Genomic DNA, 13,371 nt, shown 5'->3' on the forward strand with positions numbered 1-13,371 from the left:
GGGATCGTGTCGTGAATCCGCTGGATGGCCGCCTAGTGGAGCAGACTTCCTTGGAGTTCGGCGCGGAGGTCGGGCGTGAGGACGGTGCCCGCACGGTCGACCAGGAGGGCCATTTCGTACCCGACCAGACCGATGTCGGCGTCCGGGTGGGCCAGAACGGCCAGTGAGGATCCGTCGGAGATGGACATGAGGAAGAGAAATCCCCGCTCCATCTCCACAACCGTCTGACTGACGGCACCGCCCTCGAAGATGCGGGACGCGCCCGCGGTCAGCGAGGTGAGGCCGGACGCGACGGCGGCGAGCTGGTCGGCGCGGTCGCGCGGGAAACCTTCGGACATCGCCAGCAGCAGGCCATCCGCGGAGACCACCACCGTGTGGGACACCCCTGGGGTGTTGTCCACGAAGTTGGTGATCAGCCAGTTCAGATTCTGCGCGGCCTGACTCATGGGGCTCAACTAACGCTCCTGCTGGTGAGTGGGGCCGAGATGGATACTGCCGGTCTGCGGGCCGTTGTTGGCCTGCCGACCCTGCTGGATGCCCCGGCGGAGATTGGTCAGACGACCGCGCACGTCATCGGGCGCGCGCGAAACCTGTGGTCCGGACTGGTGATTCTGCTGCTGTGCGGTCCCCGGAACCAAATTGGCGCGGGGAACACGGCGGGGCAGTCCGGAAGTGGTGACCCCGCCGGCGGCGGGCTTCTTGACCCGTTCGGCCTGGCGTACGAGTTCGTCGTTGGGCGATGCCCGCCAGGAACTGGTGACCGAGGGGTCGGCCGCACCACGCTGAGGCATGGGCGGGACCGGCACACCGGAGGGCTCCGGGGCGGCCGGCGCCTGCGGTTCGGCGGGCGGCTGCTGGCCGCCCTGGCCCGGACCGTGGAACCAGTTCGTCTCCAGGGTGTCGTACAACGGCGTGCGGCCGTCCCCGGGACCGGCCGGCGGCAGGGCCTCCGGCTGCTGCGGCAGCGCCGGACGGTACGGAGCCTCGCCCGCCGGGGAGGCGGGCGGACGCGGCGCGCCGAAGTCGGGACCCTCCGGGCCGCGGTGACGCGGCGCGGGCAGCTGCTCGCCCTGGTCCGGCCGCCCCTGGCCCTGCTGGGGCTGGTGCGGGACACCGAAGTCGGGCCGGGCGAACTGGGCGGTGCTCGCCGGGTCCTGGCCCTGCGGAGCACCCTGCTGGTACGACCCGTCCTGGGGAGCCCCCGGCGCCGAGAAGTCGGGCCGGGCGAACTCGGAGGTCGCGCCGGGGCCCTGGCGGTCGTCCGACGGCCGCCGGCTCAGCGGGGCCTTGAACGACTGGTCCTGGCCGAGGTCCGCGGGGCGGGCGAACTGCCCGGTCGCGTCGTGCTCCTCGTGACCGCGCGGTGTGTCGGCGCCCCAGCTGGGGGTCGTCGGCCGCTGCGGCTGCGGGTTGCCCCCCGGCAGCTCGGCCCGCGGTCCACCGGGCGGCGGCAGCTGACGGCCGGGGCCGCCGGACTGCTGGAAGCCGCCCTGGGCGGGGCCGTTCTGCTCCTGACGGTCCTGGGGCTGCTGCGCTCCGGGATCCTGCTGGTTCTGCCAGCCGGACGGGTTCTGCTGGTTCTGCGGTGCGAACTGCCCCGGGCGCCCGTTCTGCCCGGGGGAGGGCGGAGCGCCGTGCCCGAACAGGTTGGTCGCGTCACCGCGGCCCGGGCCCTCGCCCTGCGGGCCGCCCTGGCCGCCGCGGGCGCCGAGCCGGGCGCTGTTGCCGAAGGCGCCGGAGAGGCCGCCGCCCTGGCGCTGGGGCGCCGGACCCTGGCCGGGGAAGTCCTGGCCCGGCCCGCCGTTGTTCGGCCGACCGCCGTCCTGGGGGCCCTGCGGACGGCCGGTCCCGGTGTCCCGGGCCGGCAGTGCCGCCCGGGGGCCCGCGCCCGCGCCGACCTGGCCGCGTTGGGCGCCCGGCCCACCGCCGAGGCTCTTGGCGCCCGGACCGGCCGGACCGCCGCCCAGGCCCGCGCGCTGACCGTTGCCGGCGCCGTTCCCGTTGCCCGCGAGCAGACCGCCCGGGGCGCCGGGCTGCTGACCGGGGCCCTGCTTGGACGGCGGCTGCTTGCCGCCGTGCGCGACATCGACGGGCAGCATGACCAGCGCGGTCGTACCGCCGGAGTCGGAGGGGCGCAGCTGGATCCGGATGCCGTGGCGCAGCGACAGCCGGCCGACCACGAACAGACCCATGCGGCGGGAGACGGAGACGTCCACGGTGGGCGGCTGCGCGAGCCGCTCGTTGATCGCGGCGAGGTCCTCGGGGGAGAGGCCGATGCCGGTGTCGTGGATCTCGACGAGTACGCGTCCGTCGGGCAGCGCGTGACCGGTGACCTTGACCTTCGTCTGCGGCGAGGAGAACGACGTCGCGTTCTCCAGCAGCTCGGCGAGCAGGTGCACGAGGTCGTTGACGACCCGGCCGGCGACCTCGGTGGCGGGCACCGCGGACAGCTCGATGCGCTCGTACTGCTCCACCTCGGAGGCGGCGGCACGGAGCACGTCGACCAGCGGGACGGGCCGGGTCCACCGGCGTCCCGGCTCCTCGCCCGCGAGGACGAGGAGGTTCTCGCCGTTACGGCGCATACGGGTCGCGAGGTGGTCGAGCTTGAAGAGCGAGGACAGCTGGTCCGGGTCGGCCTCGCGGGACTCCAGCTCGGAGATGAGCGAGAGCTGGCGCTGGATGAGGCCCTGGGAGCGGCGCGAGAGGTTGGTGAACATCGCGTTGACGTTGCCCCGGAGGAGGGCCTGCTCGGCGGCGAGGCGGACGGCCTCGCGGTGCACGTCGTCGAAGGCCGCGGCTACCTGGCCGATCTCGTCCCGGGAGTGCACGCCGACGGACTCCACGGAGGTGTCGACGTCCTGCGGGTCGGTCTCCGAGAGCTGCTTGACGAGCTCGGGCAGCCGGTCCTGGGCGACCCGGGTGGCGGTGTCCTGCAGACGACGCAGCGAACGGATCATGGAGCGGGCCACCACGAAGGCGCCGACGAGCGAGACGCCGAGCACGATGAGGATGACCGCACCGTTGATGATCGCCTCGCGCTGGGAGGCCTGGCGCAGCTCGCGGGCCTTGGCCTCCATGTCGCTGAGGAGGGTGGCCTCGATCGTCTCCATGGCCTTGATCTTGATGGTGCTCTGGTCGTACCAGTCCAGGTACGACCGGACCTGCTTGCCCTCGATCCCGTTCGTGGTGTCCAGGATCCGCTTGGCGTACATGTTCCCGGCGTTGATCTCCGGGTTGCCGTTGTCCAGGGGAGCCATGAGCTCCTCGGCGCTCTCCCCGGTCGTCCCGTAGATCGTCTTGAACGAGGTGAGGGCCCGGGACTCCTTGGCGAGCGCGTTGGAGCCGAACTGCCGGTCGTTCGGGTTGAGGTGCGGCTCCTTCACCGAACCGCCCGGCAGCGCCGCGGCGATGACCGCACGCTGGACCGAGGCGTACTCCTTGGCGGAGGAGAACGCCGCCAGGGCCCGGGTCCGCTTGATCATGTCCGGGTTGCTGGTCGCCTGCGCCATGTCCTGCGAGAGGCTCAGCAGCGAGGTGATCAGCTGGTTGTACTGGTCGATGGTGTTGAGGCTCGGCGCGCCCTCTTCGTACGCCGTCTTGCGGATCGTACGGATGGTGCCGAGCTGGGAGGCGATCTGCGAGATGCTCGCGTGGATGCTGTCGAGCGCCTCGTCGCCCTCGGAGTCACCGATCGAGTCGGTCTCGTCGAGGAAGGCGTCCTTGGCCCGGTCGGTCTTGTCCCGGGGCCCGGTGACCTTGTAGTCGGTGGGCTTGGACTTGTTCGACAGCGGGCCGGCCGACTGGTCGCGCTCCACCTGCAGCGCCTGGGCGAGCGAGGTCGCCTGCTTGGTCATCTTCGTCAGCAGCTGCATGTGCTCCAGCTGCTGCTTGTCGGTCATGGACTCGTTGATCCTCAGACCGCCCAGGCTGGTCGCGACGACCACCGGGAGAGCGAGGAGCGAGACCAGACGCGTGCTGATGCTCCAGTTACGCAGCGCTACGCGCGAACCCGTGTCGACCGGGCCGCGCGGCTCCGCGGGCGGGTTCGGCTCCGCGCCGCCGCTCGTCGTGGAGCCCGAGCGCTGCGCACGGTCGCTGTTGTCGCCGGCACCGGCCGGCCCGGGGTTCTGGGCGTGCTGGGGCGAGGAACCGCGGTCGGTCCCGCCGCGCGGCTCCTGTTCCGCCGGAGCGCTGCCATCCCTCTTGAAACGTCCCTGCACTAGCGTCGCAACCTCTGGACCAGGCGTCCCGCCCGCGTGTGCGGACAAGAACGGTGTCGGCGTCGTGGGGCACTGGACGTGCCCCATGGGTGGTCGTGTGAGTGACCGGCGTGCTTCCCCCTCCCGCCGCCACTCGGCGCCGCGTTGCGCCCCTGCGCGCCGGATCCTGAAACCCGCGGCGGTGCGTGGAATTCCAGCACAGTGCAGGATCTCCAACAAGGCCCATGTACCGGGCTGTGACCTGGGTGACACGTTGTGATGAACGGGTAACAAGCAGTGGAGAGTGATCATGGGCAAAGCGGACCATTGAGGAGGAGTCGCATGGGGGTGGGGGGTGTCCCAGTCGCGACGATCAGGAGCGGAATGGGGGATTCAGTGGTGCAATGTCCGTTTTCTGGATCAAGGTCGACTGTCCAAAATGGGTCGATTGTCTATTAGTTCGTGAGCAAACTCACATGATGATCGTCGCCTCATCCCGGCTCCGGCGGGGAATCGGATGTTTAGCCTGACGCTTTACAGGGATGGCGAATCCGACAAGCCGGCGCCGCGACCAGCGACGCCCTCACCGACAGGGTCCTGACGGCAGATGAAGACGACGACGATGTTCCGCAACATTGCCAACCCCCGGCGCACCACGCTGGCGCACCTCAAGGACGCCGAAGCGCTGGCGACGCCCCCCCAGCCGGAGCACGCCGCCGACCTGCCGACCGTGACGGCCAACCCGCGCCGCACCATCCTGATGGAGGCCCCGGCCACGGCCGCCCAGTAGGGCGCCGCCATGCGCGCGGCTGTCCCCCTCATCGGCGTTAGCCTGGAGCGTCAGTCTTCAGTCAGCCAGCAAGTGAGGGGCGACAGCATCCCGTGCGCATCGCCAGGTTCTCCATCGACGGCAATGTCGCCTTCGGCGCCGTCGAGGGGCAGGGCACCGTGGAATCCGGTGACCTCGTCCTCGACATCATCAAGGGCATTCCGTACGCCGACTTCGAACTCTCGGGCACCAAGGTCCCGCTGAACAAGGTCCGGCTGCTGCCCCCCGTGCTCCCCAACAAGGTCGTGGCCATCGGCCGCAACTACGCCGAGCACGCCGCCGAACTCGGCCACGAGGTCCCCGACGCGCCGATCACCTTCTTCAAGCCCACCACCTCGGTGATCGGCTCCGGCGACGCGATCGAGTACCCCTCCTTCTCCGAAGAGCTGCACCACGAGGCCGAGCTGGCCGTCGTCATCGGCCGCATGTGCCGCGAGGTCCCCCGCGAGCGGGTCAAGGACGTCATCCTCGGCTACACCTGCGCCAACGACGTCACCGCCCGCGACGTGCAGCGGCGCGAGAAGCAGTGGGCCCGCGCCAAGGGCTTCGACACCTCCTGCCCGCTGGGCCCCTGGGTGGAGACCGACGTGGACCCCCACGACCTCACCATCCAGGCGACGGTCAACGGCGAGCAGCGACAGCTCGGCCGCACCAGCGACATGGTCCGCTCCATCGAGGACCTGGTCGTCCACATCACGGAGGCCATGACCCTCCTCCCGGGCGACGTCATCCTCACGGGCACCCCCGCAGGGGTCGGACCCCTGCACGTCGGCGACGAGGTCGCCGTCACCATCGAAGGCATCGGCACTCTCACCAACAAGGTGATCAAGCGTGGCTAACGCACCTTTCCCCAAGCTCTCGGCTCCGCTCGACCAGGGGAGGCCCCATCGCGTCCGTTTCTGTCCCTCCCCGACCGGGAACCCCCACGTGGGCCTGGTCCGGACGGCGCTCTTCAACTGGGCCTTCGCCCGGCACCACCAGGGCACCCTGGTCTTCCGGATCGAGGACACCGACGCGGCGCGCGACTCCGAGGAGTCCTACCAGCAGCTGCTCGACTCGATGCGCTGGCTGGGCCTGGACTGGGACGAGGGCCCCGAGATCGGCGGCCCGCACGCCCCCTACCGCCAGTCGCAGCGGATGGACCTGTACAAGGACGTCGCCGAGAAGCTCCTCGCCGCCGGGTACGCCTACCCCTGCTACTGCACCACCGAGGAGCTGGACACCCGCCGCGACGCCGCCCGCGCCGCCGGGAAGCCCTCCGGTTACGACGGCCACTGCCGCGACCTCACCGCCGAGCAGAAGGCCGCGTACGAGTCCGAGGGCCGCAGCTCGATCGTCCGCTTCCGGATGCCCGACGAGGCCATCACCTTCACCGACCTGGTCCGCGGCGAGATCACCGTCCAGCCGGAGAACGTCCCCGACTACGGCATCGTCCGCGCCAACGGGGCACCGCTCTACACCCTGGTCAACCCGGTCGACGACGCCCTGATGGAGATCACCCACGTCCTGCGCGGCGAGGACCTGCTCTCCTCCACCCCGCGCCAGATCGCCCTGTACCGGGCGCTCATCGAGCTGGGCATCGCCAAGGACACCCCCGCCTTCGGCCACCTGCCGTACGTCATGGGCGAGGGCAACAAGAAGCTCTCCAAGCGCGACCCGCAGGCTTCCCTCAACCTCTACCGGGAGCGCGGGTTCCTCCCCGAGGGCCTGCTGAACTACCTCTCGCTGCTCGGCTGGTCGATCGCCGAGGACCGGGACATCTTCTCGATGGACGAACTGGTCGCCGTGTTCGACATCGGGGACGTCAACGCCAACCCGGCCCGCTTCGACCTCAAGAAGTGCGAGCACATCAACGCCGAGCACATCCGCATGCTCGACGTGAAGACCTTCACCGAGGCCTGCGGCCCCTGGCTGAAGGCGCCCTTCGCACCCTGGGCCCCGGAGGCCTTCGACGCGGAGAAGTGGACGCGGATCGCCCCCTACGCCCAGACCCGGGTCACGGTGCTCTCCGACATCACCGACAACGTCGACTTCCTCTTCCTCGACGAGCCGGTGGAGGACGAGGCGTCCTGGACCAAGGCGATGAAGGGCGACCCGGCCGCGCTCCTGACGACGGCCCGCGCCAACCTGGAAGCGGCCGACTGGAGCGACCCGGAGTCCCTGAAGAACGCCGTCCTCACCGCCGGCGAGGCCCACGGCCTCAAGCTCGGCAAGGCGCAGGCCCCGGTCCGCGTCGCCGTCACCGGCCGCACCGTCGGCCTCCCGCTCTTCGAGTCCCTGGAGATCCTGGGCCGCGACAGGAGTCTGGCCCGCGTGGACGCCGCACTGGCGAAGCTGACCGCGTAGGCGACGAGCACGCCACCCCGAGGAGGGCCCCAGCCGACCGGCTGCGGCCCTCCTCGGCTTTCGCCTCCGGCGGCACCTCCCGGCGGCTACCGTGAGGCCCATGCCGATCCGAGCCGTGCTCTGGGACATCGACGACACGATCTTCGACTACTCGGGCGCCGACCGCACCGGGATGCGGCGCCACCTGGAGCGCGAGGGCCTGCCCGAGGCGTATGCCTCGGTGGACGTGGCCCTGGACGCCTGGCGCGCGCTGAGCGTCCGGCACTGGGCGCGCATGACCGCCGGAGAGACGGACTTCCGAGGGCAGCGGCGGGACCGGGTACGGGAGTTCCTGTCGCGGGACCTGAAGGACACCGAGGCCGAGGCGTGGTTCGGACGGCACGCCGCTCATTACGAGGCCGCCTGGGCGCTCTTCCCGGACGTACTGCCCGTACTGGACCTGCTGGCCCGCGACTACCGGCACGGGATCCTGTCCAACGCCAACACCCACCACCAGCACCACAAGCTCACCGCGCTCGGCGTCCGCGACCGGTTCGAGTCGATGGTCTGCGCCGTGGAGCTGGGGATCGCCAAGCCGGAGGCCGGCGCCTTCCACGCGGCCTGCGAGGCGCTCGCGCTGGAGCCGCACGAGGTGGTGTACGTGGGCAACGAGCCCGACATCGACGCCGGCGGGGCCGTGGCCGCCGGTCTGAGGGGCATCTGGCTCGACCGGCTGGGCACGGGCGGGAGGCCGGATCTCGTGACGGTCACCGGGCTCGACCAGCTCCCCGGTCTGCTGGCGGGCGATACCCGTTTTGGAGCGCCGGACACCTTCGGGTAATGTTCTTTCTGCGCCGCCCGAGCGGGCCGAAAAGATCCGGCCGGGAGCGCAGACAGAAATAAGACCCCCACCAGGGGTTGCATTTCAGTGGGCTATGGTGTAATTGGCAACACTACGGTTTCTGGTACCGTCATTCTAGGTTCGAGTCCTGGTAGCCCAGCGCAAGACCAAGCAGTACGAGCAAGACCAGCAGGACAAGCCCCCGTTGTGTAGCGGCCTAGCACGCTGCCCTCTCACGGCAGTAGCGCCGGTTCGAATCCGGTCGGGGGTACAGATCCTTCCCGCGAGAGCATCATGGGTCGCACCCATCGCTCTCGATGCAGGATCGCTAGGGCCCCCGTTGTGTAGCGGCCTAGCACGCTGCCCTCTCACGGCAGTAGCGCCGGTTCGAATCCGGTCGGGGGTACTTGTCACACCATGGGCTATGGTGTAATTGGCAACACTACGGTTTCTGGTACCGTCATTCTAGGTTCGAGTCCTGGTAGCCCAGCGCAAGTCAGCAGTAACCACGCCCCCGTTGTGTAGCGGCCTAGCACGCTGCCCTCTCACGGCAGTAGCGCCGGTTCGAATCCGGTCGGGGGTACAACAGAGCGGTACGGGAAGGCCCTCCACTTCGGTGGGGGGCCTTCCCGCTTGTCCGGAGCGTCGCGCTCCGCGCCAAGTCGCCCGCCCCGCACCGTGGTTGTGCCCGGCGGTCGCGCCCGGCGGGGAGGCCGGAAAGAGAAAAGGGCCGCCACGACGCTGGGGCGGCCTTCCGGGATTTCGGTCGGGAGGAAGTGGTGTACGGCGTCAGCCCGTGCGGCGCAGGGCCTCGCTCAGCCGTGCCGCGGAGTCGATGACCGCCTGGGCGTGCATCCGGCCCGGGTGGCGGGTCAGCCGCTCGATCGGCCCGGAGACCGAGACCGCCGCGACCACCCGGTTCGAGGGGCCGCGCACCGGAGCGGAGACCGAGGCGACGCCCGGCTCCCGCTCGCCGATCGACTGGGCCCAGCCCCGCCGCCGTACGCCGGAGAGCGCCGTCGCCGTGAACCTGGCGCCCTGGAGACCCCGGTGCAGGCGCTCCGGCTCCTCCCAGGCCATCAGGATCTGGGCGGAGGAGCCCGCCTTCATCGTGAGGGTCGAGCCGACCGGCACCGTGTCCCGGAGGCCCGACAGCCGTTCCGCCGCCGCCACGCAGATGCGCATGTCGCCCTGCCGGCGGTAGAGCTGCGCGCTCTCGCCGGTGATGTCGCGCAGGTGGGTGAGCACCGGTCCGGCCGTGGCCAGCAGGCGGTCCTCGCCCGCCGCGGCTGCCAGTTCCGACAGCCGGGGGCCGAGAATGAACCGGCCCTGCATATCCCTCGCCACCATCCGGTGGTGTTCCAGTGCCACGGCCAGTCGATGGGCCGTGGGCCGTGCGAGCCCGGTCGCCGCGACCAGCCCGGCGAGGGTGGCCGGACCGGACTCCAGGGCGCTCAATACCAGAGCTGCCTTGTCGAGAACGCCGACGCCGCTAGAGTTGTCCATACGACGATACTCCCGTCTCACTCTGTGAAACGCAAGTTCAATTTCCGGTAGAAGTTGCGAACCTGTGGAGGCGGCCGCACAACGGCTCGTAGCCACCGCCCCGCACGGGGGTCCGGACGGAGGCACACCGAATCTCTAGTTGGGCCGGCGAAGAAGCCGGTCGGAGGGAAAGCGATGGGTAGGACACTCGCGGAGAAGGTCTGGGACGACCATGTCGTCCGACGCGCGGAGGGCGAACCCGACCTCCTCTTCATCGATCTGCACCTGCTGCACGAGGTGACCAGCCCGCAGGCCTTCGACGGGCTGCGTCAGGCCGGACGCCCGGTACGACGCCTCGACCTCACCATCGCCACCGAGGACCACAACACCCCGACCCTCGACATCGACAAGCCGATCGCCGACCCGGTCTCCCGCGTCCAGCTGGAGACCCTGCGCAAGAACTGCGCGGACTTCGGCGTCCGGCTGCACCCGCTGGGCGATGTCGAGCAGGGCGTCGTGCACGTGGTCGGCCCGCAGCTGGGGCTGACCCAGCCCGGCACCACCGTGGTCTGCGGCGACTCCCACACCTCCACGCACGGCGCGTTCGGCGCGCTGGCGTTCGGCATCGGCACCAGCCAGGTGGAGCACGTCCTCGCCACCCAGACGCTGCCGCTGGCCCGCCCGAAGACCATGGCCATCACCGTCGAGGGCGAACTGCCCGACGAGGTCACCGCGAAGGACCTGATCCTGGCGGTCATCGCCCGGATCGGCACCGGCGGCGGCCAGGGATACATCCTCGAATACCGCGGCTCCGCCATCGAGAAGCTCTCGATGGAGGCCCGGATGACCATCTGCAACATGTCGATCGAGGCCGGTGCCCGCGCGGGCATGATCGCCCCCGACGCCACCACCTTCGACTACCTCAAGGGCCGCGACCACGCCCCCGAGGGCGAGGACTGGGACGCCGCCGTCGCGTACTGGAAGACCCTGCGCTCCGACGACGACGCGGTGTTCGACGCCGAGGTTGTCATCGACGCCACCGAACTGGCCCCGTTCGTCACCTGGGGCACCAACCCCGGCCAGGGCGCGCCCCTGTCGGCCCACGTCCCCGACCCGGCTTCGTACGAGGACGCCTCGGAGCGTTTCGCCGCCGAAAAGGCCCTGGAGTACATGGGGTTGACCGCCGGGCAGCCGCTGCGCGACATCAGCGTCGATACCGTCTTCGTAGGTTCGTGCACCAACGGCCGCATCGAGGACCTGCGTAACGCCGCCTCGGTCCTGGACGGCCGCAAAATCGCCGACGGCGTAAGGATGCTGGTCGTCCCCGGCTCGGTCCGGGTCGCGCTCCAGGCCGTCTCCGAGGGCCTGGACAAGGTCTTCATCGAGGCCGGCGCCGAATGGCGGCACGCGGGCTGCTCGATGTGCCTGGGGATGAACCCCGACCAGCTGGCTCCCGGCGAGCGCTCCGCCTCCACCTCGAACCGCAACTTCGAGGGGCGGCAGGGCAAGGGCGGCCGCACCCACCTGGTCTCGCCCCAGGTCGCCGCCGCCACCGCGGTGCTGGGCCACCTGGCCTCGCCCGCCGACCTGTCCGACGCCCGTACCCCCGCCGGAGTCCGATAGCCATGGAAGCATTCACCACACACACCGGCCGGGCCGTTCCGCTGCGCCGCAGCAACGTCGACACCGACCAGATCATCCCCGCGCACTGGCTGAAGAAGGTCACCCGCGACGGGTTCGAGGACGGGCTCTTCGAAGCCTGGCGCAAGGACGAGAACTTCGTCCTCAACCGGCCCGAGCACCAGGGCGCCTCGGTCCTGGTCGCCGGCCCCGACTTCGGAACGGGCTCCTCCCGCGAACACGCGGTCTGGGCCCTGCAGAACTACGGCTTCAAGGCCGTCGTCTCCTCCCGCTTCGCCGACATCTTCCGCGGCAACTCGCTGAAGAACGGGCTGCTCACCGTGGTCCTGGAGCAGAAGGTCGTCGACACCCTCTGGGAGCTGACGGAGGCCGACCCGGCCGCCGAGGTGACCGTCGACCTGGAGGCGCGCCAGGTGCGCGCCGGGGGCATCACCGCCGACTTCGAGCTCGACGAGAACGCCCGTTGGCGACTGCTCAACGGCCTCGACGACATCAGCCTCACCCTTCAGAACGAAGCGGACATCGCCGCGTACGAGGCGGCCAGGCCCGCCTTCAAGCCGCGTACCATTGCCGCCTGAGCAGCGCTTTTCCAGGACTGCGCCCCCTGCCTCCCGGCAGGGGGCGCAGTCGCTTGTTGAGACCCCGTCGGGCGACAACTCGCCCCAGATGGCACAATCGGTGCATGGAACGCGACAGCCAACTCAAGCTCTACGGCCAAGTCGCCGACCGATTGAAGGAAGCGCACGCGAAGGTGCGTGCACTGCAAGTCCCGGAGAGCGTACGGATGGCGCTGACCCGGAAGCTGCTGGTCGTCACGGCCGCGGCGAAGCACGATCTCCCGGACGCGGCAAGGCGTCTGGACCGGTTGATGAAGGACCTCGATGAGGGCCGATTCCCCGAAGGTGACTGACACGTGGAACTGCGCATCGGTCGACTTCGTTGCGGCACTAGGGTGATTAGCCCGTTTCGTGTTTGATTTGCGGTATATATCTGCCTAACGTGCGAAAAAGCTTGAACACTTTCGTTCTGGCAATGTCTCCGAAGGGGAAGACGTGAACAAGGCGCAGCTCGTAGAAGCGATTGCCGACAAGGTCGGCGGCCGTCAGCAGGCCGCAGACGCTGTCGACGCGGTACTCGACGCGATCGTCCGTGCCGTTGTGGCCGGAGACCGTGTCTCGGTCACCGGCTTCGGCTCGTTCGAAAAGGTCGACCGCCCCGCCCGGTACGCCCGCAACCCGCAGACGGGTGAGCGCGTCCGGGTCAAGAAGACCTCGGTGCCCCGCTTCCGCGCGGGCCAGGGTTTCAAGGACCTGGTGAGCGGCTCGAAGAAGCTCCCCAAGAACGACGTGGCCGTCAAGAAGGCCCCCAAGGGCAGCCTCTCGGGCGGATCTTCCGCCGCCCGTACGACGGTGAAGGCCGCCGCCGCCAAGAAGTCGGCCGCCAAGAAGGCCACCGCGAAGAAGACCACCGCCAAGAAGGCGACTCCGGCGAAGAAGACCACCGCCGCGGCCAAGAAGGCCACCACGAAGAAGACCACCGCGACGGCCAAGAAGGCGTCCGCGGCCGCCAAGAAGGCGACTCCGGCGAAGAAGGCCGCGACGACCGCCAAGAAGGCCTCTCCCAGCAAGACCGCGCCCGCCAAGAAGACCACGGCGAAGAAGGCGCCCGCGAAGAAGACCACGGCGCGCACCACCACGGCCAAGAAGGCCACCGCACGCAAGAAGTGAGACCGGGCACCCGCTCGCTCATCACCACGCGCCGGGCCGGGCTCCCCTCCGGGGGAGCCCGGCCCGCGGGCTGTCCGGGCCCCGTTCGGCCCAGCGGCGTCGTCCGGCCGTGAGCCGGGTCAGAACGTCTGCAGGGTCACCAGGGTGATCCGCAGGGCCGCTCCCTCACCCTCGCCCTCGATCCGCACCCGCTGCCCCGGACGCAACAGCAGCAGGCCGCCCGCGTCGAAGGCCGGCGCGCCGAAGTCCACCGGGGTGCCGTCGTCCAGCAGCACGCTGCCGCTGCGGGTCTCGGGGTCGTACGTGTACGAGGTCGCCTGCATG

Annotated in this window: 12 protein-coding genes and 5 tRNA genes; 13 read left to right on the forward strand and 4 right to left on the reverse strand. The window is 70.1% G+C overall.

The genetic code is table 11. The annotated features are described in order from the left end of the window. Positions 1 to 32 precede the first annotated feature (32 nt). Complete coding sequence (locus tag PSQ21_RS26760) at positions 33 to 446, reverse strand: roadblock/LC7 domain-containing protein (RefSeq protein WP_006127850.1); 414 nt, start codon at positions 444 to 446, stop codon at positions 33 to 35. 9 nt (positions 447 to 455) lie between these two features. Next, positions 456 to 4,220, reverse strand: coding sequence for a sensor histidine kinase (locus PSQ21_RS26765; RefSeq protein WP_274033679.1), 3,765 nt, complete (start codon positions 4,218 to 4,220; stop codon positions 456 to 458). Between the two features lie 586 nt (positions 4,221 to 4,806). Between PSQ21_RS26765 and PSQ21_RS26770 the strand changes: the two genes are divergently transcribed. The 9 genes from PSQ21_RS26770 to PSQ21_RS26810 all read left to right on the forward strand — a co-directional run bounded on the left by PSQ21_RS26770 (position 4,807) and on the right by PSQ21_RS26810 (position 8,777). Further along, positions 4,807 to 4,989 (forward strand): hypothetical protein, encoded by a 183-nt coding sequence (locus PSQ21_RS26770; protein WP_274033680.1) that lies wholly within the window; start codon positions 4,807 to 4,809, stop codon positions 4,987 to 4,989. Positions 4,990 to 5,081: 92 nt separating this feature from the next. Then, a complete protein-coding gene (locus PSQ21_RS26775; protein WP_274033681.1) occupies positions 5,082 to 5,867 on the forward strand; it encodes a fumarylacetoacetate hydrolase family protein in 786 nt (261 codons plus the stop codon). Beyond that, on the forward strand, positions 5,860 to 7,374 hold the full coding sequence (gene gltX, locus PSQ21_RS26780) for a glutamate--tRNA ligase (protein WP_274033683.1): 1,515 nt from the start codon (positions 5,860 to 5,862) through the stop codon (positions 7,372 to 7,374). The genes PSQ21_RS26775 and gltX overlap by 8 nt, the downstream gene beginning before the upstream one ends. A 100-nt stretch (positions 7,375 to 7,474) precedes the next feature. Next, entirely contained in the window at positions 7,475 to 8,194 is a 720-nt protein-coding gene (locus PSQ21_RS26785; protein ID WP_274033685.1) for an HAD family hydrolase, read from the forward strand. 88 nt (positions 8,195 to 8,282) lie between these two features. Beyond that, positions 8,283 to 8,354, forward strand: a tRNA-Gln gene (locus PSQ21_RS26790). Between the two features lie 38 nt (positions 8,355 to 8,392). Continuing rightward, positions 8,393 to 8,465 (forward strand) — tRNA-Glu (locus tag PSQ21_RS26795). 62 nt (positions 8,466 to 8,527) lie between these two features. Then, positions 8,528 to 8,600: transfer RNA gene (locus tag PSQ21_RS26800), tRNA-Glu, on the forward strand. A gap of 12 nt (positions 8,601 to 8,612) precedes the next feature. Then, a tRNA-Gln gene (locus tag PSQ21_RS26805) sits at positions 8,613 to 8,684 on the forward strand. Positions 8,685 to 8,704: 20 nt separating this feature from the next. After that, positions 8,705 to 8,777: transfer RNA gene (locus PSQ21_RS26810), tRNA-Glu, on the forward strand. Between the two features lie 206 nt (positions 8,778 to 8,983). On the opposite strand, the gene ndgR is transcribed toward PSQ21_RS26810, so the two are convergent. Continuing rightward, positions 8,984 to 9,700, reverse strand: coding sequence for an IclR family transcriptional regulator NdgR (ndgR, locus tag PSQ21_RS26815; protein WP_003966003.1), 717 nt, complete (start codon positions 9,698 to 9,700; stop codon positions 8,984 to 8,986). A 174-nt stretch (positions 9,701 to 9,874) separates the two neighbouring features. Between ndgR and leuC the strand changes: the two genes are divergently transcribed. The 4 genes from leuC to PSQ21_RS26835 all read left to right on the forward strand — a co-directional run bounded on the left by leuC (position 9,875) and on the right by PSQ21_RS26835 (position 13,047). Beyond that, on the forward strand, positions 9,875 to 11,302 hold the full coding sequence (leuC, locus tag PSQ21_RS26820) for a 3-isopropylmalate dehydratase large subunit (protein ID WP_274033689.1): 1,428 nt from the start codon (positions 9,875 to 9,877) through the stop codon (positions 11,300 to 11,302). A 2-nt stretch (positions 11,303 to 11,304) separates the two neighbouring features. Continuing rightward, positions 11,305 to 11,898: a 3-isopropylmalate dehydratase small subunit gene (leuD, locus tag PSQ21_RS26825; protein ID WP_274033690.1), complete on the forward strand. Its 594-nt coding sequence runs from the start codon at positions 11,305 to 11,307 to the stop codon at positions 11,896 to 11,898. Positions 11,899 to 12,002: 104 nt separating this feature from the next. Next, positions 12,003 to 12,230: a hypothetical protein gene (locus PSQ21_RS26830; protein ID WP_032790676.1), complete on the forward strand. Its 228-nt coding sequence runs from the start codon at positions 12,003 to 12,005 to the stop codon at positions 12,228 to 12,230. A gap of 142 nt (positions 12,231 to 12,372) precedes the next feature. Next, positions 12,373 to 13,047, forward strand: coding sequence for an HU family DNA-binding protein (locus PSQ21_RS26835; RefSeq protein ID WP_274033693.1), 675 nt, complete (start codon positions 12,373 to 12,375; stop codon positions 13,045 to 13,047). Positions 13,048 to 13,166: 119 nt separating this feature from the next. Here the strand turns inward: PSQ21_RS26835 and PSQ21_RS26840 are convergent, their stop codons facing one another. Continuing rightward, positions 13,167 to 13,370: a hypothetical protein gene (locus PSQ21_RS26840; protein WP_097867893.1), complete on the reverse strand. Its 204-nt coding sequence runs from the start codon at positions 13,368 to 13,370 to the stop codon at positions 13,167 to 13,169. Position 13,371 lies beyond the last annotated feature (1 nt).

The sequence above is a fragment of the Streptomyces sp. MMBL 11-1 genome (assembly GCF_028622875.1).
Lineage (GTDB): Bacteria > Actinomycetota > Actinomycetes > Streptomycetales > Streptomycetaceae > Streptomyces.